The sequence below is a fragment of the Methylorubrum sp. POS3 genome, assembly GCF_043352485.1.
Classification (GTDB): domain Bacteria; phylum Pseudomonadota; class Alphaproteobacteria; order Rhizobiales; family Beijerinckiaceae; genus Methylobacterium; species Methylobacterium suomiense.
The window spans coordinates 1-23831 of record NZ_JAPRBT010000046.1 but is presented as its reverse complement, the minus strand read 5'-3'; the positions used below and the strand labels follow the sequence as shown (position 1 = coordinate 23831).

Below are 23831 nucleotides of genomic sequence, written 5' to 3'. Positions count from 1 at the left end.
GGACGGCGAGGATGGCGACGAAGGCGTCGGGGGATCGTTCGAGGCGCAGGGCGACGCGGTGTTCGGCCTGGATGCCGCGTCGGATGAGGGCATGGGCGAGGGCGTTGGCGCGGGCGTCGAGCGCGGCATAGGTGAGGCGGGTCGGGCCGTGGACGAGGGCGACGCGCGCGCCCTCGCTGGCGGCCAGCGCCGCCACCCGCGCGTTCACCGACTCAAACCGAGGTGACGGTTCGTCAGTCCGCGCGCGGATCGTCCTGACTGCCATACCCATCCGTGCGACCGCTCCCGGCGTGGCCGGTTCACCGGCCTCTCGACGGCAGGACGGACGGGGATGGATGAAATTTAGCGTCCTGCGACCGAAACAGAGCGGCTTGCGCGCGACGATGCCGTTTCGGGTTCGAGGTCCCACGCCGTTTCGGCCGCACGACTAAATTCTTCCCCGCCCGGCGCGTCTTGAACGTGCCTCGCAGATCGTCCGGCGAACCGTGAATTCCTGAGGGGACGCGACGGTCACCGGGCGTGCCGCGCGGAATAAGCAGCGCGACAAAGCGACCGGAGGGACGATGCACCCCGAAACCTCGGCCGCCCCCCCGCAGGGACATGCCCTCCTGCGCATCCTGGCGCAGTGTCCGCGGCGGCATCTCGTCCTGGCACTGGCCGCGAGCCTCGCGGCGGCGGCGGCCGGAATCGGGATGGTGGCTTCGGCCAACGAGATGCTGGTTGGAGGTCACGATCCGCGCTGGCTGACGATGGGGTTCGCGGCCGCCGCCCTCCTGGGATTGGCCGGGCGGATCGGCGGCGGCCTGCTCTTCGCCCGCCTTGGCGAGGGCGTGCTGCTCGATCTCCGCCGGACCCTCGCCGCGCGGGTCGCCGGGGCCGAATTCGCCCGGGTCGAGCGCCTCGGCGCAGCCCGCGTGCAGTCGGTGATGACCGACGATGCCGCGCGGGTGGCGGATTTCCTCGTCGCCTTTCCGAACATCGTGATGAACGCGACGATCGTGGCGGGCTGCCTCGCCTATCTCGCCTGGACCTCGCTGGCCGCCTTCGGTCTGGCGCTGGCCACCATCCTCGGGGGATCGGCGGTCTTCTCCCTAGGCCATGCGCGGGCCCTCAAGGAACTCGACCGGGCCGGCTCGGCGCAGGATGTGCTGTTCTCTCACTTCGACGGATTGTTCAGCGGCGCCAAGGAATTGAAGCTCAACCGTGAGCGTCAGGACGCATTCCTGCGTCTATCGCTGGAGCGCAGCATTGAGGAGGTGCGGGCGCACCGCCTGCGGGGTCTGCGCATCTACGTGGTGGGGGCGGGAATCGCCCTGTTTCTCGTGCATGCCCTGATCGGGGTGCTGACCTTCGGAACCGTCGCGGCCACGGGCTCGATCGTGGTGTTCCTCTACCTGATGATGCCGCTCGATGCGCTCCTGAACAATCTGCCCAATGCCCAGCAGGCGCGGGTCTCCATGGGTCGGATCGACCGGCTGATGGCGGCGGTGGCCGCGCCGGAACCGGTGCTCGCCCGCAGCCCGACGACCGGGTTCCGCGAGCTGCGCCTGGACCAGGTGCGTCATCGCTATTTCCGCGACTCCGAGGACGGGGTGTTCACGCTGGGACCGATCGATCTGACGTTCCGGCCAGGCGAGGTGGTGATCCTGATCGGCGGCAACGGCAGCGGGAAGACGACGCTCGCCAAGGTCCTGACCGGCCTCTACCAGCCGGATTCTGGGGCGATCCTCCTCGACGGCGTGCCCGTGACCGAGCTCGATCGCGACCGGCTGCGCCGGCTGTTCTCGGCGGTCTTCTCGGACTTTCACTTGTTCCCGACGCTCGACGGCCTCAGCGGTCCGGGTGCATCCCTCGACGCGGAGGCGAATGCCCTCATCGCCAAGCTGGAGCTCGCCCATAAGGTCTCGGTGACGGGCGGGGTGCTCTCGACCCGTGCGCTGTCACAGGGGCAGCGCAAGCGGCTCGCCCTGGTGGTGGCCTATCTGGAAGATCGTCCCTTCTACCTGTTCGACGAATGGGCCGCCGACCAGGATCCGTTGTTCCGCGAGGTGTTCTATCGCCGCCTGCTTCCCGAGTTGCGTGCCCGCGGCAAGGCCGTTTTAGCGATCTCCCACGATGACCGCTACTTCGACGTGGCCGACCGCTGCGTGAAGCTGGAGAACGGGCGCCTCGTCGCCGCCGAGATCGAGCGGCCGAGCCGGGCACATGCGTGAGGAGCGGAGAGCGATCCGCAAGCGCCTTCCAGGGCGCGATCCCTCTCGCCGCCGAAGGGCGAAAGCAGACATCTGAACCACCGATGCCTGCCCTGATCGAGCGCATCACCTCCGATCCTCGGCCGCACCCGGCGTGATCCCGAGATTACGGTGAGGCGGCCGCCCGGCACAGGGCGGTCGCATCGCGGATCATAAAATTGACGAGCGTCGGGGAGACGCCGACCCTGGCCGCGATATCCTTCTGCGGCACCCCGTCGAGCCGATGGGCGAGGAAGGCCTCGCGAGTGCGAGCGGGCGCTTCGTCGAGGGCTGCGATGGCCCGCTCCAGGCTTTGACGGCCCTCCAGCCGCCGCAGTGGACAGTCGCAGGGCGCGGGCACCGTCTCGCCAGCGTCCGAAGGGGCGTTGCGGCGGCATTCGCGCCCCGACTGGCGCACGGCATCGATGGCGGCATTGCGCACCATTCTCCGTAGAAATCCCGCGGCATCGGCGATCTCCGCCGCGACCCCGTTCTGGCAGACCTTGAGAGCGACGTCCTGCACCACATCCTCGGCCCGCGCTCCGCAGCGGACGACACGGCGCGCCGTCTCGACCAGATCCGATCTCTGACTCAGCAGAACCTGCAGCAGAGCATGCGAAGGCTCCTTCATATGTGTCGGCATCGTATCCTGGCCGTTCCGAGAAGCCGCCGAAGCGTGCGCAAGCGGCGCCTCCACAAACGGGAAGAAACATCACAGTTTTGTGAGCGCCTATACTCGGAACCGTAACATCTCATCCTGAGATTGACAACGTATACTTTACTAAGAGACTTACAATGTAACTATTATAGGTACAGATTCTAATTATAATGGTTATAATATCGGCCGCATCAGACATGTTTGTCAGAGGCTTGTCGGCGCAAAAGCCTGCATTCCACTTCCGGATACGCAGGCCGATCCTGCGACAACGCTCGCCCATCGGAGGCTATTTCGGGCCCGGTAACCAGCCTGCGATCGCGTGATCGATCCGGAGCGAGCGGCGCGGCGGAAGACGGGCCATTTGGACCTCTGATTTTTCAACCTCAGATTGTGCTAAGAGGAAGGTCTCGGCAGCGGCAGCGGACATGATTGGACGTTCGAGTACCATCCGGTCCGCAACGAGTGGGATCGGATTCGGTCGCGCCCTGAATTGCCGAGCAAGAAGCGGGATGCGGGCTAGCGACGGTCATCGCAAAGATCCCCTGTCCAGTGGGCGCAGGGCCCGTTCGGCGGTATCGAACGGAGGGAGGTCATCATGCGGGACGCCGAAAACGAGTCCGATCCGACCGGCTCGCACCGGGGAGCGGTCGCGGACACGCGGTGGACCGCCGTGATCACCCGCGACGCGGCGGCCGATGGATGCTTCGTCTACGCCGTCCGCACGACCGGCATCTATTGCCGCCCGTCCTGTTCGGCCCGGACACCGAAGGCGCAGAACGTCGTCTTCTACGCAACGGGCGCGGAGGCGGAGGCGACGGGCTTCCGACCGTGCCGGCGCTGCCGCCCGAACGAACCGTCCCGCGCCGAGCGCCAGGCTCAGATCGTCACCCAGGCCTGTCGCATGATCGAGACGGCCGAAAACCCGCCCTCGCTGGACACGCTCGCGCGCCTCGCCGGGATGAGTCCGTTCCATTTCCACCGCGTCTTTCGCAGTCTGACCGGCATCACCCCGAAGGCCTATGCAGCGGCGCGGCGCGCGGAGCGGGTCGCCGCCGGGTTGCAGGGGTCGTCGTCCGTCACGCAGGCTCTCTACGCGGCGGGTTACGACACCCCGAGCCGCTTCTACGCAGCGGCCCCCGAGCGGCTTGGCATGGACCCGTCCACCTACCGCAAGAAGGGGACCGGCACTCAAATCCGCTTCGCGATCGGGGCATGCTCATTGGGCGCGATCCTCGTCGCCGCGACCGAGCGGGGCCTCTGCGCGATCCTGCTCGGCGACGAGCCGGACGCGCTGCTGCGCGACCTCCAGGATCGTTTCCCCCAGGCGGAGTTGATCGGCGGCGATGTCGATTTCGAGGCTTGGGTCGCACAGGTGGTCGGTTTCGTCGACGCACCGCGTCGTAGCCTCGACCTGCCCCTCGACATCGGCGGTACCGCCTTCCAGCAGCGGGTCTGGACAGCCCTGCGGGCGATCCCGATCGGCACCACGGCAACCTATGCCGATATCGCCCGCGCCATCGGCGCGCCCGCCGCCATGCGGGCCGTGGCTTTGGCCTGCGGTGCCAACCCTTTGGCGGTGGCGATTCCCTGTCACCGGGTGGTGCGCTCCGACGGCACGCTGTCCGGTTATCGCTGGGGCGTCGAGCGCAAGCGGACCCTTCTGACGCGCGAGGCCTCACCCGGCGCGGAAGAGGGGTGAGAGGAGCGCGGTTCTCGCCATCGTCCGGTGAGAGGCTAGCCCGGTCGGGCAGAAGTCTGGTCAGCAATCCGTACCGGGTCTCCGGATCCCGTTGAAGGCCTGCGATCGTGGCGCGAATCTCAGCGTGTCCGAGCGCCGGCGGCTATGATCGACACGTTGTTGCCATCCCGCCATGGGAGATGGGACAAGGACTGGCACGCAATTGGCGTCGTCCCGCGGCATTCCGAGCTGCGCTGCCCGGATTAGATTGAGCCAACCGGTCGGCGTGCAGCCTAGCACTAGGATAGTACGGGACGTCTCGACGGGCTGACCCGTATCGTTCTACTGCCGTCAACGCTTGCTCAGCAAGTCTGCCACTCAACTCAAGCGGGAATTAGCGCAGTGGATCGATCACAAGAGGCAGATCGGATCTTCAAATCTATCATTTGACAATGCGCAAGCTCACGAACCGACGCACATCCCAGGGGACCAGCGTATCTAAGGCTCATGAAACGATGACACCCAACGACGCCCTGGGCCGGACTTTCAAGACTTTTACGAAGAGAACATTGAATATTGGTCGCACGTTGACCGGAAAGAATGACAAGCTGCAGCCAAAAATAGCAGAAATTTTAAGCAAAGACGACGCGCTCGATCCGCGATTCTACAGAGATTTTTATCCCGAACTTCAAAATCTCTCGGACGTCGAGCTCCACAGACATTACCAGGAGACCGGCCGGTCGGAGGGGCGTTTTGCCAACGACATCCAGGCGGTCGCGCGATTGCGGCAAGATCCCGCCCTTCCGGCAGAATTCAGCGTCGGCGACTACCTCGCCCTCAATTATGATGTCAGGCGTGCCGTCCGCTGGCAGTCGTCGGCGATCCTGCACTATCTCCGGCATGGTCGCGCCGAGGGACGTGGCTTTTCGATCCCGTCCGACACGGCGCCCAAGTCACACGATCCCGCGATCCTGTCGAAATACGCCCCGACCGAGGATCTCGCGAAGCTGCGCGCCTATGCGGATACGCATCGCGGCGAGATGTCGTCCCTACCGCTGAACTTCAGTCTCGTTACGTATCTTGCTCAGAATGATGATATTCGGGCATCGATTCAGCACCCCCATGATGGACTGAAGCATTACTTCAATCATGGCATACGCGAAAATCGTGCATTTGCGCCGACTTACTTCAGCCGACACTTTGTCAATGAGGTGTACGGCATCGACGCGTCCCCAACGGTGCCGGCCGAGCTCGTATTGAGAGAAATTGTCAGCAAGCACCACTTCCCGGTCGGACACCTTGTATTTTTATCAGAAGAAGAATTGCTACTTTTTTACAATATCACGAATGTCTGTTATCCCATCGACCTCGATCGGAGCTACTATTCATGCAATGCGGCCGATCTGTTTGGAAGATCGGCCACAAAATCTGAATGCCTGTTCCATTTTTGTCAGTCCGGACAGCATCAGGGTCTGGATATTTCGTATCGAAGCCGCTTCGATCCTGACTTTTACCGCCGCGAATACCTCGCGGACTGGAATCATGCTGGAGATCCCGCCTCGGAAAAGCACGCCGTCGATCGGTTGCGTCTCTTCCAGGACTGGCTGCGATCACCGCGGGAGCAGAATCGCGCCCCGAATTTGGAGGTGGCATTCGAGTCCCGGTTCAAGTTTCCGATCCCACCATCCATGACATCCAAGCTGATTGCGTTCCGCAACGTCGTTCCGGGCCTTGCCACGGGGACGCTCGTCGATGCGGCGGGCCACTTGGTGGAGTGCGGCAACGCCGACATCCGGTTAATACCCATCACAAGTACGGCCGAAGCCGATTTTTTCGATGCCATTGCGGTCAATCTCGCCGTCGGAGGCCATCCGGAAAAGGCTGATATCGTCTACCACCACCTTCTGCGCAGCTTTCCGACCTATTGGACCGCTCATCTCCACTTGGCGGACCAGGCCCATCTTCGCGGCGATTACCTTTCTTCGGCCCGGATCCGCAAACAAGTCATCGACGCCGGAATCGCGAACTACGCGAACTATCGCCTCTTGAGCGACAGTCTCGTGCAACTCGAGGACAACGATGGTGCTCTCGACGCCTTGCGCCAGGCCATCGAGATCTATCCGAGCGACGTCGCGTTGAGATCGAAGCTCCGGCAGGCGAAAAGCGTCGTCTTCGACAAACTGTGGCAGGATGCGCCCTACCGTGCGGCGATGATCGGCCACGCGATCGTGCAGGAGGATCTGCGCCGTATCCTCCAACGAGGATCGGCCGGTCTCACGGGTTCGCGCGCGCGCCGCACCATCCGGCGCATCGCCATTCTCGGCAGCTACGACCTGCGGCAATGCCGGTATTACCGGATCGATCAAAAGGTCGAGCAGTTGCGCCAAGCGGGCTACGAGGTCACCGCCTACAATCAAGCGCACGAGACGGAGGCCTTCGTCCGAAACCTCGTAAAGACCGATCTCGCGATCTTCTTCCGCGTGGCCGCTTTTCCATACATCGTCGATGCGATCGCGCAGGCGCGTCAGCTCGGGATCCCCACCGTCTACGACATCGACGATCTCGTCTTCTCGGCGGAGCATTTTCCGCCTTCCCTTGCCTCCTACGCCGGCCAGATCACGGCGATGCAGCACGCCGAGATTGCCTGCGGCGTCCCCCTGTTCGAGCACGCCATGTCGCTGTGCGAGTACGGAATGGTATCGACCCAACCCTTGGGCCGACATGTCGAGGAGCGGGTCGAGAGCGGAATCGCTTTCGTCCATCCGAATGCCCTAGGCAAGACTCGGTTCGAGCCTGGCCGCAGCGCGATCGCTGACGATGGGGTCGTGACGATCTTCTATGGGTCGGGAACGAAGGCGCACAAACAAGACTTTAAAGACGTCATCGAGCCGGCCATCGCCAAACTTGCCAAGAAGCACAAGAACAAAGTCCGATTCATTTTGATGGGCTACATCAATCTATCGGACGACCTGAAACCCTTTCAAAACATGATCCGGGTCATCGAACCGGTTGCGAGCTTCGAGGATTATTCCGAACATCTCTCCGAGGCGGATATCAACCTTTCCGTTCTGTCGCGCTCCGTATTCAATGATTGCAAGAGCGAGATCAAATGGTTGGAAGCGGCGGTCATGGGCATTCCCTCCGTGGTCAGCCGGACGACGACCCACGAACAGGTGATCGAGGATGGCAGGACCGGCTTCCTCTGCGACACGCCCGAGGCGTTCTTCCAGGCGATCGATCGCTTGGTGACAGATCGGAACCTGCGCGAGGCCGTGGGCGCCGCAGCCCGGGCGAAGGCGCTCGACGAATATTCGTGTGAGAGACAGGCCGAAAACTTGAAGGCCGTCGTCGGACGCATCGAGGCGCGCATGCCCACGAGCCGCAAGCGCCTGCTGATCGTGAACGTCTTCTATCCGCCTCAGGCCATCGGTGGCGCGACCCGGGTCGTCCACGACAATGTGCGGGATCTCAAGGAGCGCCTCGGTGATGATTGGCAGATCGATGTGATCTGCACCCTCGAAGGCGGCACGCAGCCCTACGAGATCACCTGCTACGTCGAGGACGGCATTCGCGTCTTCGCCATCACGGCAGCCGATCGTCCGGACATCGATCACATTCTCGAAGATCCGAAGATGGCGGAATCGTTCGAGACCTGCTTCGACATCATCCAACCTACCATCGTTCACTTCCACTGCATTCAGAGACTCACCACATCCATTGTCGACGTGCCGATCAAGAACCAGGTTCCTTATCTGATCACGATGCATGACGGCTGGTGGATTTCACCGTTGCAGTTCCTGCTCGATGAGCAGGACAGAGTTCGACTCTACAATTACAACCGTGTCGTTCCCCTCGACACCAATGAGAACGTCATTCCGGAGCGCGCCCGTCGCCTGCGGCGCTACCTTCGGTCCGCCGCGATGATCACGACGGTCTCGAAGGAATTCGCCCAGATCTGTCGCTCGGCCGGCATCGACGACCTGCGCGTCGTCGAGAACGGGGTCTCGCGTCTGCCGAAGCCCGTCCGCGTCCCTCGGGGCAGCGATGATCGCGTGGTCCTTGCCCATATTGGCGGCGCCTCGCGGCACAAGGGCTATCACCACGTCGCCAACCTCTTTCAGACGCAGCGTTTCGACAACCTCTCGCTGCTGATCGTCGATCACGCCCTCAATCCCGACGTCACGCGGGAAGAGGTCTGGGGCAACACGCCCGTCACTCTGCTCGGCAAGGTTCCGCAGCGGCGGATCGAAGAGCTCTATGGCCGGATCGACGTGCTCCTCGCCCCCTCGGTCTGGCCCGAAAGTTACGGCCTCGTGACGCGCGAGGCGCTCGCAGCCGGCTGCTGGGTGGTCGCCTCGGATCGCGGTGCCGTAGGCGGCTGCGTGACGCCCGGCGTGAACGGCATGATCGTTGACGTGACCTCCCCGGCCGGCCTCCTGGCGGCGTTGCGAGACATCGATGCCGATCCCGCACGCTACCGGAATTCCCCCGACGTCACTCCGGACATTCGGTGGGCTTCGGATCAGGCGGTGGAATTGATCGGGATCTACGAAGACATTCTCGCGGGTCGGTCACCGAGAGACCACGCGGCCTGATGCGTCGCGCCAGCGTTCCTCTCTCCAACGTCCCCGCCCGAGGGGGACGTCGACCGCGTCGCCGCACAGGATCGCGGGGCGAGCGTCATGCCCTCGAGACCGAACGGCAGGATGGGATCGCCATCGACAGCGGCGACTTGCAGACCGGCTTCGAGAACCGATTCAAGACGGAAGCGCCGGACATGCAGCTCTGACGACATGCGGTAAGCCGAGTGCCGCGCGTTGATTCCGGTCAATCCTTCAATGCGATTCGCCGAGAATTCATGGCGTCAGCCCGGTGGAACGGCCGCAGCCCTGCTCGCGAATATCCACGAAAACCGGCGAAATCTTCACTTCGTCGTGACTTGGCCGCGCCGTAAGGGGATGGCGTGGCGGAAACCTGTCGCGGTCCATTTTGACCCATATCCAACGGCCCCGGTGGGCTGATATCAGACCGAGCGGGTCGGGGGCGGATCCGGTCGGGAGCGGGCGGAATCCAGGCTTGAATCAGCACAAAGCGGCGACACAGCCCACCATCGACCTGACAGCCTGCGATCGCGAACCCATCCACATCGTGGGCAGCGTCCAGCCGCATGGTTTCCTGCTCGCGCTGGATGCCCGGGAGCGGACCATCGTCCAGGCCAGCGCGAATGCGCCGGCGGGAGCCAGGGTCGGCACACGCCTCGAAGCGACCTTCCCCGAACTCGATGCCCTGGTGCGACGCTATCTCGACGGCGACGCGATTCAGGACGGCGCCACCTATCTGCGCACCGTCACACTCGGACCGGACACCGCGCGGCAGGCCTACGAGGTCGCCGCCCACCGGGTCGACGACCTCGTCGTCCTGGAACTCGAGGAGACCGACGACGCCTCCGGCGATGCCGGCCTCGACGCGCTCACGCCCCGGCTGCGTGCCTTCGTCGAGCGACTGCACGCCGCCCGAAGCGTGCCCGATCTCTGCCAGTTGCTGGCCGAGAACATCCGCCACGTGACGAACTTCGACCGGGCCCTGGTCTACCGGTTCGACCGGGACTGGCACGGGACGGTGCTGGCCGAGGACGGCAACGGCGCATTGCCGAGCTATCTCGACTTGCGTTTTCCCGCCTCCGACATCCCGGCCCAGGCGCGGGAACTCTACCGGCGCAACCGCCTGCGCATCATCCCGGATGCCGGTTACGCCCCGGTCCCCATCCACCCGGCCCGGACGCCGGCAGGGAAACCGCTCGATCTGAGCCAATCGGTGCTGCGCTCGGTGTCGCCGGTCCATGTCGAGTACATGCGCAACATGGGCACGATGGCGTCCATGTCGGTGTCGATCCTGGTCGACGGCGCGCTTTGGGGGCTCGTTTCCTGCCACAATCACGACCCGAAGCGGGTGCCGCTCCAGGCCCGCAACGCTTGCGATTTCCTCACCCAGATCTTCGCCCTGCAACTCTCGGCGAAGGTGCGGGGCGAACAGGCCGAGCAACGCCTCGCCCTAGGGCAGGTCCAAGCCAAGCTCCTGGCCTACATGGCGGAGGAGGAGAGCTTCGTCGACGGACTGCTGAACCACCCCGACGACGTCCTGGGGCTCGTCGATGCGTCCGGCGCGGCGGTGGTGACCACGGATCGCTGCCGGCTGCTCGGCCAGACCCCGCCGGAGCGCGAGGTGCGCGCCCTCTACGAATGGCTCTCGGAGCGCGGCGAGGCCGAGGACGTGTTCGCCACCGACGCCCTGTCGGAGATGTTTCCGCGGGCGGAAGGCTTCACCGATCGGGCCAGTGGCCTCCTCGCCATCTCGATCTCCAAAAGATTCGCGAGTTACGTGCTCTGGTTCAGGCCGGAGGTGGTGCGGACCGTCCGATGGGGCGGCAATCCGGTGAAGGCGGCGCGACCCGATCCGGAGGGAGGCCCCGACCGGCTGCATCCGCGCAAATCCTTCGAGATCTGGAAGGAGACGGTGAAGGGTCGCTCCCTGTCCTGGTCGGTGCCGGAAGTCGAGGCGGCCAAGGATCTGCGGGCTTCGGTGCTCGGCATCGTGCTGCGCCGGGCAGAGGAACTCGCCGCCATGAGCGAGGAGTTGCAGCGATCCAACAAGGAGCTGGAGGCCTTCTCCTACTCGGTCAGCCATGATCTGCGCGCGCCGTTCCGACACATCGTCGGCTACTCGAACCTGCTCAAGACACGGGAGGGCGTGAACCTCTCGGACAAGGGCCGACATTATGTCGAGACCATCATCGAGGCCGCCTTCTCGGCCGGTACGCTGGTCGACAACCTCCTGACCTTCTCGCAGATGGGGCGTCACTCCCTCAACAAGGTCAATGGCGAGTTGAACGCGCTCGTCGAGGAGGTGCGGCGCAAGGTGCTCCGCGACGTGACGCCGGATCGAACCGTGCGCTGGGAGATCGGCCCCCTCGGCCGGGTCCATGCCGACCCGGTGATGCTGCGCCTCGTCATCGAGAACCTGCTCTCGAACGCGGTGAAATACACCCGCGGCCGCCCCGAAGCGGTCATCCAGGTCGGGCGGCTGCCGCCGCAGGACGGCGAGGCGGTGTTCTTCGTGCGCGACAACGGCGTCGGCTTCGACATGGCCTATGTCGAGAAGCTGTTCGGGGTGTTCCAGCGCCTGCACCGGGTCGAGGAATTCGAGGGCACCGGGATCGGGCTCGCCAATGTACGCCGCATCGTCGAGCGTCACGGTGGCCGGACCTGGGCCGAGGGCGAACCGGGCCGGGGCGCCACCTTCACCTTCACCCTACCACTCCGGGAGGAGGCGTAACCGAGATGGCGAGTCTGAAGCCGATCCTCCTCGTCGAGGACAATCCCAACGACATCGAATTGACGCTGGCCGCCCTGGAATCGAGCCAGCTTGCCAACCAGATCGTGATCTGCCGCGACGGTGCCGAGGCCCTCGACTTCATCTACCGTCGAGGTTCGCACGAGAGCCGGGCAGTGCAGGACCCGGCCGTCGTGCTGCTCGACCTGAAGCTGCCGAAGATCGACGGGTTGGAGGTGCTGGCCAAGGTGAAGGGCGATCCCGCCACCCGCGGCATCCCGGTGGTGATGCTGACCTCCTCGCGGGAGGAGACCGACGTGGTGCGCTCCTACAATCTCGGGGTAAACGCCTTCGTGGTGAAGCCGGTGGCCTTCGAGGAGTTCTTCGCCGCCATTAAGGAGATCGGCGTGTTCTGGGCGCTCCTGAACGAGCCCCCGCCACACAGGGGAGGCTGGCCATCGAACGGATAATCGGGCCGCATGCCGGGCCCTTGCGCATCCTGCATCTGGAGGACAGCGATCTCGACGCGGAATTGATCGAGGCGGAACTCGAGAATCTCGGTCATCCGGTCGTGATCGAGCGCGTCATCACCCGCGACGAGTTCGCCGCTGCCGCCCTGCCCGGACGTCACGACATCATCCTGGCGGATTACGTGCTGCCGACCTTCGACGGCGTGAGTGCGCTCGGCATCGCGCGACAGCAATGCCCGGAGACGCCCTTCATCTTCTGCTCCGGCACGCTCGGCGAGGAAGTGGCGGTCGAGGCGATCAAGAACGGCGCGACCGACTACGTCACCAAGCAGCGTCTCGGACGCATGACCCGTACGATCGTGCGGGCTCTCGCCGAGAAGCGCGCGCGGGACGACAAGAGCGCCGCGGAGGCCGCGCTTCAGGCGCTCAACGACACGCTGGAGACGCGCATCGCCGAGCGGACCCGCGAGCTCGCCGCCTCCAACACCGCTCTCCAGGACCAGATCATCGAGCGCGAGCGCGTCGAGGACGCCCTGCGCCTCGTGCAGCGCCTCGACGCGGTCGGGCAGCTGACGAGCGGCGTGGCGCACGACTTCAACAATCTCCTGACCGTCATCGCCGGAAATATCGAGTTTCTCGAGCGTGCGGTGACCGACGAGCGCTCGAAGCGGCGCCTCGACATGATGCGGGGAGCCGCCGCCCGCGGGGCGAAACTGACCGCTCAGCTCCTCGCCTTCTCGCGGCGCCAGCGACTGGTGCCGACCCCCGTCAGTCTGAACCAGACGGTCGTCTCCATGCGCGACCTCCTGGAAAGCTCCATCGGTGGCGCGATCCAGATCGAGACCACCCTTCAGGACGATCTGTGGCCCGCCCTCGTCGACGCCACGCAGATCGAGCTCGTCATTCTCAACCTCGCGATCAATGCCCGCGACGCGATGGCGGTCGGTGGCCGGCTCACCATCGAGACCGCCAACGTCACGGTGTCGGAGGTTCCGGTGCGGCCGGAGCAGCCACAGCCCGGCGAATACGTCATGATCTCGGTCAGCGACACCGGCACCGGCATGACGCCGGAGGTGCTGGCGCGGGTGTTCGAGCCCTTCTTCACCACCAAGGAGACCGGCAAGGGCTCCGGTCTCGGGCTGGCCCAGGTCTACGGCTTCGTGAAGCAGTCCGGCGGCGGCATCCGCATCGATACCGTCCCGGCTGAGGGCACCTCGATCAAGGTCTACCTGCCGCGCGTCGAGAACGAGGCCGCCGCCCTGCCCCATGCCCCCGCGCTGGCCGACGGGGCACGCACTTACCCGCCGGGGAGCCAGCCGGTTCTTCTCATCGTCGACGACGATGCCGGGGTCCGCGAGGTCACGGCAACCCGCCTGATGGAAGTCGGCTACAGCGTGCGCGAGGCGGCATCCGGCCTTCAGGCCCTGGCCGCCCTGGAAGTCGATCCCGCGGTCGATCTCATCGTTCTCGACTTCGCGATGCCGGGCATGAACGGGGCGGAAGCGGCCGGTGAGATCCGCAAGCGCTGGCCGACGATGCCGGTGCTGTTCGTCACCGGCTTCGCCGATACCGCCGCGCTGGCGCAAGCCGGAGCGGACGGGGCCGATTCCATCGTGCTCAAGCCGTTCCGCGACGGGGAGCTCGAGCGCAAGGTCGCGACCGCTCTGGCGGCACGCAGCAGCGTCCAGGGCCTGCGCCTGGTCTCGGATCGCACCCGAGGGAGCTGAAGATCGGGCGGAAAGTCAGTGTTTGCCTTTCGGGACGTAGCGGCCATGCGCGGAGGCTCAGCGCATGGTCCGAGATGCGTCACCCGAGCCCAAGCTCCGGACTGCCGCCGCGGTCATGGAGCGGGCAGATCGAGGCCGCAGCACATCGCAGGCGTCACGATGGTCCTTCCTGCCGCGCTGGCGCGTTGAACGCTCTGTTCGCGCGATAGGGAGCATTTCGTTGGCGCGTCGCATCCTGATCACCGGGGCCAGCATCGCGGCCAACACCGCCGCATGGTGGTTGGGCCGCAACGGCTTCACCGTCACCATGGTCGAGCGCGCGCCCGCCTTCCGTGAGGGCGGCCAGAACGTCGATCTCCGCGGAATCGGCCGCGAGGCCCTGCGCCGAATGGGGTTGGAACAGGACGCGCTGGCGCGCGGAACGGGCGAGGAAGGGACCGCCTGGGTGAACGCTCAGGGCCGGCCCGTGGCGCGCTTCGCCGCCGGGGATTCCGAGGGTGACGGACCGACGGCCGAGATGGAGATCCTGCGCGGCGACCTCGCAGGCCTGATCTTCGACGCCGCTCGCCCGCGGATGGACATCCGCTTCGACGATTCCGTCGAGCGGATCGCGCAGACCGCCGACGAAGCGACCGTGACGTTCATGAGCGGTCGCCGCGAAAGCTTCGAACTCGTGATCGTCGCCGAGGGTGTCGGATCCTCGACCCGCGAGCATGTCTTCCCCGGTGAGAACGCCCCGCGTCCGATGGACCTGACCATCGCGTATTTCACGATTCCCCGGACGCCCACCGACGACCGATTCTGGCGCTGGTACAATGCCCCCGGCGGCCGCAGCGTGCAGCTGCGACCGGACCCTTACGGCACGACCCGGGCAATGCTGGCGATCCACGGGCCGTCGGCGGGTGAGCAGGACTGGGACCCCGATCGACAGAAGGCGTTCCTGCGCGCGCGCTTCGCCGATGTCGGCTGGGAAGCACCACGCGTGCTGGCGGGCTTGGACACGACCGATGATTTCTACTTCGATGCATTGCGCCAAGTGCGCATGCCGCGCTGGTCGAACGGACGCGTTGTCCTGACCGGCGACGCGGCTTGGTGCGTGACCCCGCTCGCCGGGGTCGGCACGACTCTGGCCGTGACCGGAGCCACCGTTCTGGCTTGCGAACTCTGCCGCCACGGGGACGTGGCGGGGGCGCTTGCCAGCTACGAACGGGCGATGCGACCCATGGTCGAGGAGGCTGCGGGCGTTCCCAAGATCGCGCCGAGGATCATGCATCCCCGCAGCGGCCTCGGCATCCGCCTGCTGCATGGTGGATTGCGGCTGGCGAGCAACCCCGCCCTTCGCGGCGTGGCGGCCAAGCTGTTCAACCGCAAGGGCCGCGAACCCGACCTGTCACGCTACGATGGGCTCGGCCGTGGGTGAGAAGCGGGCCGTCGGTTCAGCCGGCCGGTACGGTCATGTCGAAATGGAGGCCGTCTGCATCGATGACGCGCTCGAACCGTCCGCCGAGGCTGCGCTCGATCGTCTGCCGCAACAGGCGTGAGCCGAAACCGGTGCCGTCGGCCTTGGGCCCACCCGCCGGCGCGGCGGTTTCGTTCCAAGTGAGCGTCAGCGCACCGCCCTCGACGCCACCCTTCAAATGAAGGCTGCCCCCGCCGGACAGGGCGCCGTATTTGGCGGAATTCGTCGCGAGTTCGTGGAAGATCATCGCGTAATCGTTGACCCTGTCGGGGCCCACGACCGCGTCATCCGCGATCTCGACGGTGATCGCGGCGCCGTCGCGATAGGGCATGAGGATGCGCTCGGCGAGATGCTGGAGCCGGACGCTGCCCTGATCGAGGCTGTGCGACCGGGTCGCGAGCGTCGTGGCCTCATGCAGGATCCCGAACCGCCGGGACAGGTCTTCGGCGAAGAGCGGCGTCGATGTGGCGTCGCGGGCAACGATGGCCGTCAGGGCGCGGGCCACGGTGAACATGTTCGAGACGCGATGGGCGAGCTCCGCGGCCAGCAGACGTTCGGCCTCTTCCGCCCGCCTCCGCTCGGTGATGTCCAGAAAGATCGCCTGGACCCATTCCCCGACCTGTCCGGTCTCCCCGCCGACGCCCCGGGCCGAGATCCAGCGCGCCTCCGGCCCATCGCCGATGCGAAAATCGAAACTGTAGGCATGCGGGTCGTCCGCGCTCGCCATCCAGTCGCGGATCATGCCGTCGCGATCCTCTGCGTTCACGCGGGCAAACAGCTCATCGATCGGTACGATTGCCTCCGTCATCCCCCAGAACGCGCGGCACAGGCTGTCGAGCTGAGCCAGCCGCCGGGTCGGCGACCATGCCCAGAGGCCGACGCCGCCCCTGTGGATCGCGCCGTTGAAGCTGGCGAGCGTCCATTCCTCGCCGATCAGTTCGGGCTCCTCGACCATGCCTGTCCTATCGAAATCCCGTCCGAGCGGCGCGCGTCGCGCGGGTCAACACGCCCGGACTGTTCCGGCTCCATCACCGGCCCGGTTTGCGCAAGCCAGCATAGCCAAGTCATCCACCGACGGCTTTCTCAAGATGACGTGAGTCGAGGAACGACGCGAGACTCCGTGGAAGCGGCGCCGGAACTGACCTGTCCGCCATCCGTTCTTGCCGCATTGCAGCGTGAGCGTGGCAGGCGGACCGAGCGGTGAGCGCGGAGACGGATAGGTGGTCTTGGAACGGATTCGTCGTCGAACCCGGCGGGCCCCTCAGCTCCGTCATTGTCCGGTTGTCGATCCCGTTCACAGCGCGGCCTGCATCGGTTTCCGATCGATGATCGACCTCTCTCGCGACGCGACGCCCCCGCGCTTCCCACCCAAGCTCAACCTTCCATCGATCCAGACGAGGACACGGCCCCCTATGAGACTTCGCTCGCTGCTCTTTGCGCTTCCTCTCCTGGCCGGCGTGCCGGCCTTGGCCCAAGAATCGGCGCCGGCGCCGAAGCAGGAACCTGCCCCCATCGCGGCGCAGCCGGCGACGCTGAACGACGATCTGCGGGCGAAATTTGTGGCGCAGGCCCCGGAGGATGTCGTCGCCTCCAAGCTGATCGGAACGAGCATCCGCAACGGCGCCAACGAGACCATCGGTTCGGTCGCCGACGTGGTGTTCGACGACAAGCGGGCCGTGAAATCCTACGTGGTCAGCGTCGGCGGCTTCCTCGGCCTCAACGCCAAATACGTGGCCGTCGCCCCCGAGACGCTGAAGCTGTCGCGCAAGGACGGTGGCGCCCTCGACGCGGTCATCGAGACCGATAAAGACCAGCTGCGCGCCGCTCCGGAATACGTCTATCTCGGCTCACAGCCGAAGAAGTGACGGCGTGCGGTCCGAGGAACGCGTCATGAAGTGATCCGCAATCACCCAGGGACGCGAGGCGCCCCGGGCGGTTGCTGCCGTCGCAGCCCTGATGCGCCACGCATCGCCATGCCCCGTTCGCGGGCCAACGGGACGCAGCACGATGTCCCTCGACCCTGGACATCATCACGATCGCTCGATCCTGCCCCTCTGGAGCGTTGCGAGCGATCGTCTCGCCGATAAGACCACCCTCCCCTCTTCCATTGGGAGCAAGCGCATGAGCAGCCTTCGAACCACTGCCCTTCGTGGGGTTCTTCTGGGCCTCGCACTCGCGGTCGCCGGCCCGGCTTTGGCCGACGATACGCCGACCACCGCAGGCGCCGTCGATCGGCTCAAGGGCCTCACCAACGAGGCGATCGGCAGCGCCAAGCGCGGCGTCGGCAATCTCACCGAGGACGAGGATCTTAAGGCCGAGGGCCGCGCTCAGAAGCTGCGCGGGCAGGCGCAGCAGGAACGCGGCAAGGTCAAGGACACGATCGAGAACGCCATCGACAAGTGAGCCCGCCGAGACAGCTCCAACCGCGCCGCGGTCGGAGCTGCAGGACGGGGTGAATGGGTCGCACGGATGGCGCGGCCCGCCGCGCTATCTCGGCGTCATGGACCGCGATTTCCCCATGACCCGCGCCGCCGGCCTCGACAGGCTTGCCGGCTTTCTCGAAAGCGCCGGAGCGCATTACGCGGCCGCTCGCAACACGGACCGGGGGCCGGATCGGCGTCCGACGACGTCCGCTCTCTCCCCCTATCTGCGGCGCCGCCTGCTGACAGAGGCCGAAGTCGTGTCGGCCGCCCTCGCTGCCTATGGCGAGGAGGGCGCCGAGAAGTTCGTCTCCGAAGTCTTCTGGCGGACTTACTTCAAAGGGCATCTCGAGACCCATCCGGGTGCCTGGACCGGCACCCTCTCGGCGGTCGAGGACGAACGCCGACGCTTGGCTGCCGATCCGGGCCTTCGACGGGTCTACGAGGCGGCGGTCGAGGGGCGCACCGGTATCGAGGGCTTCGACGATTGGGCCCGCGAACTCGTCGCCACCGGCTGGCTCCACAATCACGCCCGGATGTGGTTCGCCTCGATCTGGATCTTCACCCTGCGCCTCCCCTGGCCGCTCGGCGCCGCGTTCTTTCTGCGTCACCTGCTCGACGGCGATCCGGCGAGCAACACGTTGTCCTGGCGCTGGGTGGCGGGCCTTCACACCCGCGGCAAGCACTACGTCGCCCGCGCGGACAACATCCGGCGCTACACCGATGGCCGCTTCGATCCCTCCGGGATCGATGAGGAGGTCGATTCCCTCGAAGAGCCGATGCCGCCCAAGGAAATGCGGCTCGTCCCCACCGATCCGCCGCCGACAGGTGAGGTCGCCCTGCTGTTGCACCTCGACGACCTGCATCCCGAGAGCCTGCCCCTGGGGACGGCTCAGGTCTCACGCTTGGCTGGGCTCGTCGCCCATGCCCCCGATGCGTCGGATCGGGTCCGGGAGGCCGACGAGGCCGCGATGAGCGATGGCCTGACACGGGCGGCAGCGCATTTCGGTTGTGAAGCGCGGGTCTTGGGACCGGATTGGTCCGGCGGGCTGCCGATCGTCACGGCCTGGGCACCGGTCGGCCCCTCGGCGGACGCGCTGCCGGAGGCCTGTCACCGGGTGCGCCGGGCCTGGGACGAAGCCGCTTGGCCCCTCGCGACCCGCGGCTTCTTCAAGCTGCGTTCGGCCATTCCCCGGCTCCTGCCCGAGGGTGGATGGCCGGAGGGCGTCGCTCAGCCGCCCAGAACCACCGCCCGCTTCACGTAGGTCGGACGGTCGATCTCCCCGGCGATGAAATGCGCCACGTCGGCCCGGGCGATCAGGCCATTGCGCCAGGAACGCGGCTCGGCCAGGATCTTGTAGCGCCCGGTGGCGGCGCCCGGCGTCAGCACGCCCGGACGGACGAAGGTCCAGTCGAGGGTACTGCGCCGAATCCGCATCTCCTGAGCATCCTTGTCGTCATAGGCACGGCCGAAGACCAAGCGAAACGGCACGCGCTGGAGCAGGCCGATGGCCTCGCGGCTATCGCCGGTGCCGAAGCCGGTCACCGCGATGATGCGCTGGACGCCCGCCCGCTCCATCGCCGGAACGAGGAGATTGGTCGCTTCCGAGAACAGGGTCACCGGACCGAGGAGCTTGGTCGCCGGGACCCCCAGCGCCTGCACCACGACATCGACTCCATCGAGCGCGGCGGCGACATCGCCTGCATCCAGAGCATTGCCGGTGAAGCGCTCCAAACCGGCATCGGAGAGGGCGAGATCGGCGGCTGAACGCGCGAAGGCCCGAACCCGATGCCCGGCGGCGAGCGCCGCCTTCACGGTTTCGAGCCCGATGCCCTTGCTGGCGCCGATGACGAGGACGTGGGCCATGTTCGCCTCCTGCGAGCCTGCAGCCGACAAGAGCCGATGCAGCGCGGGAGCGCCATGCGGTGCCTTGACCACCGGCCAACGCCTTCGGCCGGAACGTGATCCGCCCTCCCGTCTTATCGACCGTATCCCGAGCCGGCGACGCCCCCTTGGACAAGTTCCTCTACACGCTCGTGACCCTGATTGAGGCGGCCCTCTCGGTCGTCGGCATCCGGGCGACCTACGAGGAGCCGCGCTATGCCGTGGTCGAACGGCTCGACCGCGGCGTCGAGATCCGCGCCTACGAGGCGCGCGTCGCCGTCGAGACCGAGGCCAGCGGTGACCGGGACGGCGCGGCGTTCGGGCGCCTGTTCCGCTACATCACCGGTGCGAATGCGGGCGGCGACCGCGTCGCCATGACAACTCCCGTCGAGACCAAGGGCCAATTGATCGCGATGACCGTGCCGGTCGAGCGGGGTGCGGGCGGCACGATGCGCTTCTACCTGCCGCGCAAGGTCGCCGAGGCCGGCGCCCCCGAGCCCAGCGAGGCCGGCATCCGCCTCGTTCGAGTCCCACCGGAGCGACTTGCGGTCCTGCGGTTCTCCGGCAGCGCTCCGCCCGAAGAACGCCGGAAGCGGGCCGATACCCTGGTTCACGTTCTCGACGCGGCGGGCAAGCAGCCGACGGGGGCTCCCTTCTTCATGGGCTACGATCCGCCCTTCTCCGTACCGTTCCTACGCCGGAACGAGGTCGCAGTCCGTTTACAGCCCGAAGGCACCTGATCAGCGCCAGAATGGGCGTGTCGCCAGCAGCGTCTCCCGCGCCCGTGCAGCGGCCTTCAGCAGGGACCGGGTCCGCGCCGCGCCGTTCTCCACGACGATATCGGCGGAGAATGGAATGGCCTCCAGCTCGGGCTGCCGGCCCATAATCGCGGGGATAGTGGCGATGTCGTTCAATGCCCCGAGATGATCTTGGAGAGCCGTCAGAGCCGAGACAAAAGTCTTGTAGCGGACGCGGCTCTTCCGATTGCCGATATAGAGGGTGGCGAAGAATTCAGCCCCGTAGCGCAGCTTCTTCGCCTCGATCCGCACGCGATGGCGCTCTCCAGGCGCCAGTCTATCGAGATCACGCCCGCGCTTCTTGATGCGTCGGCGCAGATGCTCCAGCTCGGCGGCGGCGAATTTCCTGGCAGGCTGCTCCCAGGCGGCCGAGCGCGCGGCCCGGCGCCAGGGTCCGGCCCCGATCCAGGCGACCAGATCGATGATCAGGATCCGCCACGCGGCGCTCCGCAGGATTGCCAGCACCGCTTCATAGGCCCGATCCCGCTCGCCAACGACCACGGTACGTAGACCACGCAGCTCCCTCTTCTCCGGACACCGTTCGATCTCCGGCGCCAGCGTTTCGGCGAGGAAGACATCGAGGTCGCGCGCCCGCCCGAACGGCTCGGTGACGCGCTTGATCTCCTCCCGCAGAAGCGTGGCAGTCGGATCATCCGTCAGCAGCGGACGGAACAGGGAGAAGGCCGCGCGCAATCGGCGCAGGGCGACGCGGATCTGATGCAGTGCTTCCGGATCCCGCCTCGTGACAAACGATGCCTCGTTGCGGCGCAGATGCCGAAGACAGTCCTGCGCCACCATGGCAAAGGCTTCGCCCGCCTCCGCCCCAGGCTGAAGCCTCACCCGATGGGCCTTGCTCGGCCGGTCGATGCTCCCCCTCACCAGCGCCTCACCGCGCTCTCCGATGGTCAGCGCGGCGAGGTGCAGGGGTAGGGTTTCGGCCAGGGCCTGGACGAGGGCGAGGAGATCGACCGGGTCCCTTCGCTCAGGGCGAAACCGGCCTCGCAGAAGGATGCGTGAAGGGGCGCCGCTTCAATGCGACCGAGATCGAGGGTGACGTCGATGGATGAGGCGCCGTAGCGAACCGATCACCGTATCCGCTCGATCGCGATGGCGTGGCGGGGGGATAAGGGCGGCGCGCCTGCCTGCGCCAGCACTTTTCCGGCCGGCGTGAGGTCGAGCGCAACGAGGTCCGGCCGCAGCTCATCGATCGGACACTCCCACATCGCCCGGGCGAACGGGCCGCCGCCATCCGCCTCGACAATCTGTATTCCGGCGTCACCCTCGGGTCCGATGTCTCGTCCCACCTGAAGCGATAGACCGGCAGCGCGCAGGTCGCCGGCATCGGTGTCGAAACCGACGAGATCCAGCGAGCGAACGGTTTCCCGCGGAGAACGGATCAGCGCGTGGTCTGCGAGGACCGTGAGGTCGCGCGGGTCGCAGTCCAGCGTCAGCATCATCTCCCGCGGGGCAACCATGGGATGGGACGTCTCCTGAGGTCTTGCGCCTCGACCCCACCAGCGCGTCGCCCCCCAAAGGCGGGCAGCGGTCGAATCATGGGCAAGCTTGGCCTCAAGTTACCATCGCGGCGCTCACCTCACCATTCCAGGGCCGAGGGGAGCCAAGCACCGTTTCGCGATCAACATCCTCCCATCGCCGCAAAACGCCGATTTCAATTTGGACCTTCAAACAGAGGAAGGGGCGATATGTCCGAAAACGGCCATATCGCCCCAGGGTCATCCAGATTTTGGTCAGAGCAATCGACGCCCGAATGCTATGCTGCCTCGAGCCAGTATCCAAAACGCGCCAGCAAAGGAACGCTTCAAATTACGATACGGAGCGCAACCAGTCATCCATTTTGAAATACTGGAAAACCACAGGCGCCTCGACCGCAGAAATTATCTACCTTCGGTCGCATCGGCCGTCAACACAATCCCTGCGGAATTAGAATCACTCTGATTCTTCTCGAGTGAGTAAAAGGTGCTAATCTGGCACCCCCGCCTTGAGTTCAGCGGACGGAGAGGGAGAGCGCGTCTCAGGCACGAGTGCGGTCGCGAACGCTCTTCCAACCAAGATCGTCCTCACCAATCTGTGGCCAACATGCTCGCTTGCCGCGCACCGCGCAGTCTGCGCGCTGTGCGGCCACTGCTCTCATCCCTACCGGCGAAGAGACATGAGCGTTTCAGGTCGAAGCGCCGCCAGGCCGGGTCAGGGCATAGAGGGTGATCGCTGCGGCGTTCGAAACGTTCAGGCTCCGGATCGCACCGACCGCATCGATGCGCACGAGCACGTCGCAGCATTCGCGCGTCCGTTGACGCAAGCCCTTGCCCTCTGCACCGAGCACGAGGACGGCCGGTCGGCGCGGGCCGACGCTGTCGAGGGATGTGCCGGCTTCCGAATCGAGGCCGATGCGCGTGAAGCCGCGCTCGCCCAACGTGATCAGGGCCTCGGCGAGATTCCGCACCACGACGAGCGGCACATGCTCCAGGCCACCGGAAGCGGACTTCGCCATGACTCCGGTGGCGTTCGGCGAATGACGGGCGGTCGTCACAATGGCGGTCACGCCGAAGGCGGCTGCCGTGCGCACGATGGCGCCGACATTGTGCGGATCGGTGATCTGATCGAATGCCAGCAGCAGCGCATCGTCCGGCATGGCGTCGAGGGCCGGAGCCTCCAGGGGCGCGGCCTCGGCATAGAGCCCTTGATGCACAGCGTCCGGTCCGAGCAGCCGATCGATCGCACTGGGGCGGACGATCTCGGGCTCGATCGGCAGGCCGTCCAGCGTCTCCTTTAAGCGGGCCAGCGCGTTCTCGGTGGCAAGCAGGCGATGAAAGCGGCGGCCCGTATTGGCGAGCGCCTGCGACACCGGATGCCAGCCGTACAGCACGACATGGTCCCTCCCCTCTCGCGCCACGAGACCGGGCTGGGCGGGACCGCGTGGACCGGGTCGATAGCCGGGACGCTTGAAGCCTGGCCGCTTGGCCGAACCGTCACGGGGCGGCGTCATGGCAGGCAAACTTTCGGAGAGGTGATCGGATGGAGCATCGCACGGGACAAAGCGCCGACCTGCCTTTTCGTCAAGCATGGCCGTGCTGTTTGCCCGCGCAGTCGAGAGCTGTGACGGGCACAGCTCCTGAACGCGCCAAGGCCCGCGCTGTGTGAGCGCGGGCCTTGGCGTGT

18 protein-coding genes are annotated in these 23831 nt (G+C 65.9%); 11 read left to right on the top strand and 7 right to left on the bottom strand.

Going from position 1 to position 23831, the window contains the following annotated elements; translation table 11 throughout:
- Positions 1 to 208, bottom strand: a 208-nt coding sequence (locus OWC43_RS23880; protein WP_393958788.1) for an AMP-binding protein, incomplete at its 3' end; no start/stop codon positions are given.
- Between the two features lie 355 nt (positions 209 to 563).
- Here OWC43_RS23880 and OWC43_RS23875 point away from each other — a divergent pair.
- The gene (locus OWC43_RS23875) at positions 564 to 2213 is read left to right on the top strand and encodes a cyclic peptide export ABC transporter (protein ID WP_393958787.1); all 1650 of its coding nucleotides are present in this window, start codon (positions 564 to 566) and stop codon (positions 2211 to 2213) included.
- Positions 2214 to 2358: 145 nt separating this feature from the next.
- On the opposite strand, the gene OWC43_RS23870 is transcribed toward OWC43_RS23875, so the two are convergent.
- Positions 2359 to 2862 carry a sigma-70 family RNA polymerase sigma factor gene (locus tag OWC43_RS23870; RefSeq protein ID WP_137831366.1) on the bottom strand — a complete coding sequence of 168 codons (504 nt, stop codon included), beginning with the start codon at positions 2860 to 2862 and terminating at the stop codon, positions 2359 to 2361.
- Between the two features lie 622 nt (positions 2863 to 3484).
- Here OWC43_RS23870 and ada point away from each other — a divergent pair.
- The 6 genes from ada (at position 3485) to OWC43_RS23840 (ending at position 15513) form a co-directional block, all read left to right on the top strand.
- Positions 3485 to 4588, top strand: coding sequence for a bifunctional DNA-binding transcriptional regulator/O6-methylguanine-DNA methyltransferase Ada (ada, locus tag OWC43_RS23865; RefSeq protein ID WP_393958786.1), 1104 nt, complete (start codon positions 3485 to 3487; stop codon positions 4586 to 4588).
- 494 nt (positions 4589 to 5082) lie between these two features.
- Positions 5083 to 9162, top strand: coding sequence for a glycosyltransferase (locus OWC43_RS23860; RefSeq protein ID WP_393958785.1), 4080 nt, complete (start codon positions 5083 to 5085; stop codon positions 9160 to 9162).
- Between the two features lie 481 nt (positions 9163 to 9643).
- Complete coding sequence (locus OWC43_RS23855) at positions 9644 to 11899, top strand: ATP-binding protein (RefSeq protein WP_393958784.1); 2256 nt, start codon at positions 9644 to 9646, stop codon at positions 11897 to 11899.
- A 5-nt stretch (positions 11900 to 11904) separates the two neighbouring features.
- Positions 11905 to 12366 carry a response regulator gene (locus OWC43_RS23850; RefSeq protein ID WP_137831370.1) on the top strand — a complete coding sequence of 154 codons (462 nt, stop codon included), beginning with the start codon at positions 11905 to 11907 and terminating at the stop codon, positions 12364 to 12366.
- Between the two features lie 20 nt (positions 12367 to 12386).
- Entirely contained in the window at positions 12387 to 14093 is a 1707-nt protein-coding gene (locus OWC43_RS23845; protein WP_393958783.1) for a response regulator, read from the top strand.
- A 220-nt stretch (positions 14094 to 14313) separates the two neighbouring features.
- A complete protein-coding gene (locus tag OWC43_RS23840; RefSeq protein ID WP_393958782.1) occupies positions 14314 to 15513 on the top strand; it encodes an FAD-dependent monooxygenase in 1200 nt (399 codons plus the stop codon).
- Between the two features lie 16 nt (positions 15514 to 15529).
- Here OWC43_RS23840 and OWC43_RS23835 read toward each other — a convergent pair whose 3' ends face one another.
- A complete protein-coding gene (locus OWC43_RS23835; protein ID WP_393958781.1) occupies positions 15530 to 16507 on the bottom strand; it encodes an HWE histidine kinase domain-containing protein in 978 nt (325 codons plus the stop codon).
- A gap of 457 nt (positions 16508 to 16964) precedes the next feature.
- Here OWC43_RS23835 and OWC43_RS23830 point away from each other — a divergent pair, with 457 nt between their 5' ends.
- The 3 genes from OWC43_RS23830 to OWC43_RS23820 all read left to right on the top strand — a co-directional run bounded on the left by OWC43_RS23830 (position 16965) and on the right by OWC43_RS23820 (position 19237).
- Entirely contained in the window at positions 16965 to 17417 is a 453-nt protein-coding gene (locus OWC43_RS23830; RefSeq protein ID WP_393958780.1) for a PRC-barrel domain-containing protein, read from the top strand.
- A 256-nt stretch (positions 17418 to 17673) separates the two neighbouring features.
- A complete protein-coding gene (locus OWC43_RS23825) occupies positions 17674 to 17955 on the top strand; it encodes a CsbD family protein (RefSeq protein ID WP_137831375.1) in 282 nt (93 codons plus the stop codon).
- A gap of 115 nt (positions 17956 to 18070) precedes the next feature.
- Complete coding sequence (locus OWC43_RS23820; RefSeq protein ID WP_393958779.1) at positions 18071 to 19237, top strand: FAD-binding domain-containing protein; 1167 nt, start codon at positions 18071 to 18073, stop codon at positions 19235 to 19237.
- Here the strand turns inward: OWC43_RS23820 and OWC43_RS23815 are convergent.
- A complete protein-coding gene (locus tag OWC43_RS23815) occupies positions 19204 to 19839 on the bottom strand; it encodes an NAD(P)-dependent oxidoreductase (protein WP_393958778.1) in 636 nt (211 codons plus the stop codon). The two genes, OWC43_RS23820 and OWC43_RS23815, sit on opposite strands and share 34 nt — an antisense overlap.
- 146 nt (positions 19840 to 19985) lie before the next feature.
- Between OWC43_RS23815 and OWC43_RS23810 the strand changes: the two genes are divergently transcribed.
- Entirely contained in the window at positions 19986 to 20597 is a 612-nt protein-coding gene (locus OWC43_RS23810; protein ID WP_393958777.1) for an SOUL family heme-binding protein, read from the top strand.
- Here the strand turns inward: OWC43_RS23810 and OWC43_RS23805 are convergent, their stop codons facing one another.
- The 3 genes from OWC43_RS23805 to rlmB form a co-directional block, all read right to left on the bottom strand.
- A complete protein-coding gene (locus tag OWC43_RS23805) occupies positions 20598 to 21533 on the bottom strand; it encodes a CHAD domain-containing protein (RefSeq protein WP_393958776.1) in 936 nt (311 codons plus the stop codon). It lies immediately after the preceding gene.
- A 206-nt stretch (positions 21534 to 21739) separates the two neighbouring features.
- A complete protein-coding gene (locus OWC43_RS23800) occupies positions 21740 to 22108 on the bottom strand; it encodes a hypothetical protein (protein ID WP_393958775.1) in 369 nt (122 codons plus the stop codon).
- 725 nt (positions 22109 to 22833) lie between these two features.
- Entirely contained in the window at positions 22834 to 23658 is an 825-nt protein-coding gene (gene rlmB / locus OWC43_RS23795; protein WP_137831379.1) for a 23S rRNA (guanosine(2251)-2'-O)-methyltransferase RlmB, read from the bottom strand.
- Positions 23659 to 23831: the final 173 nt, after the last annotated feature.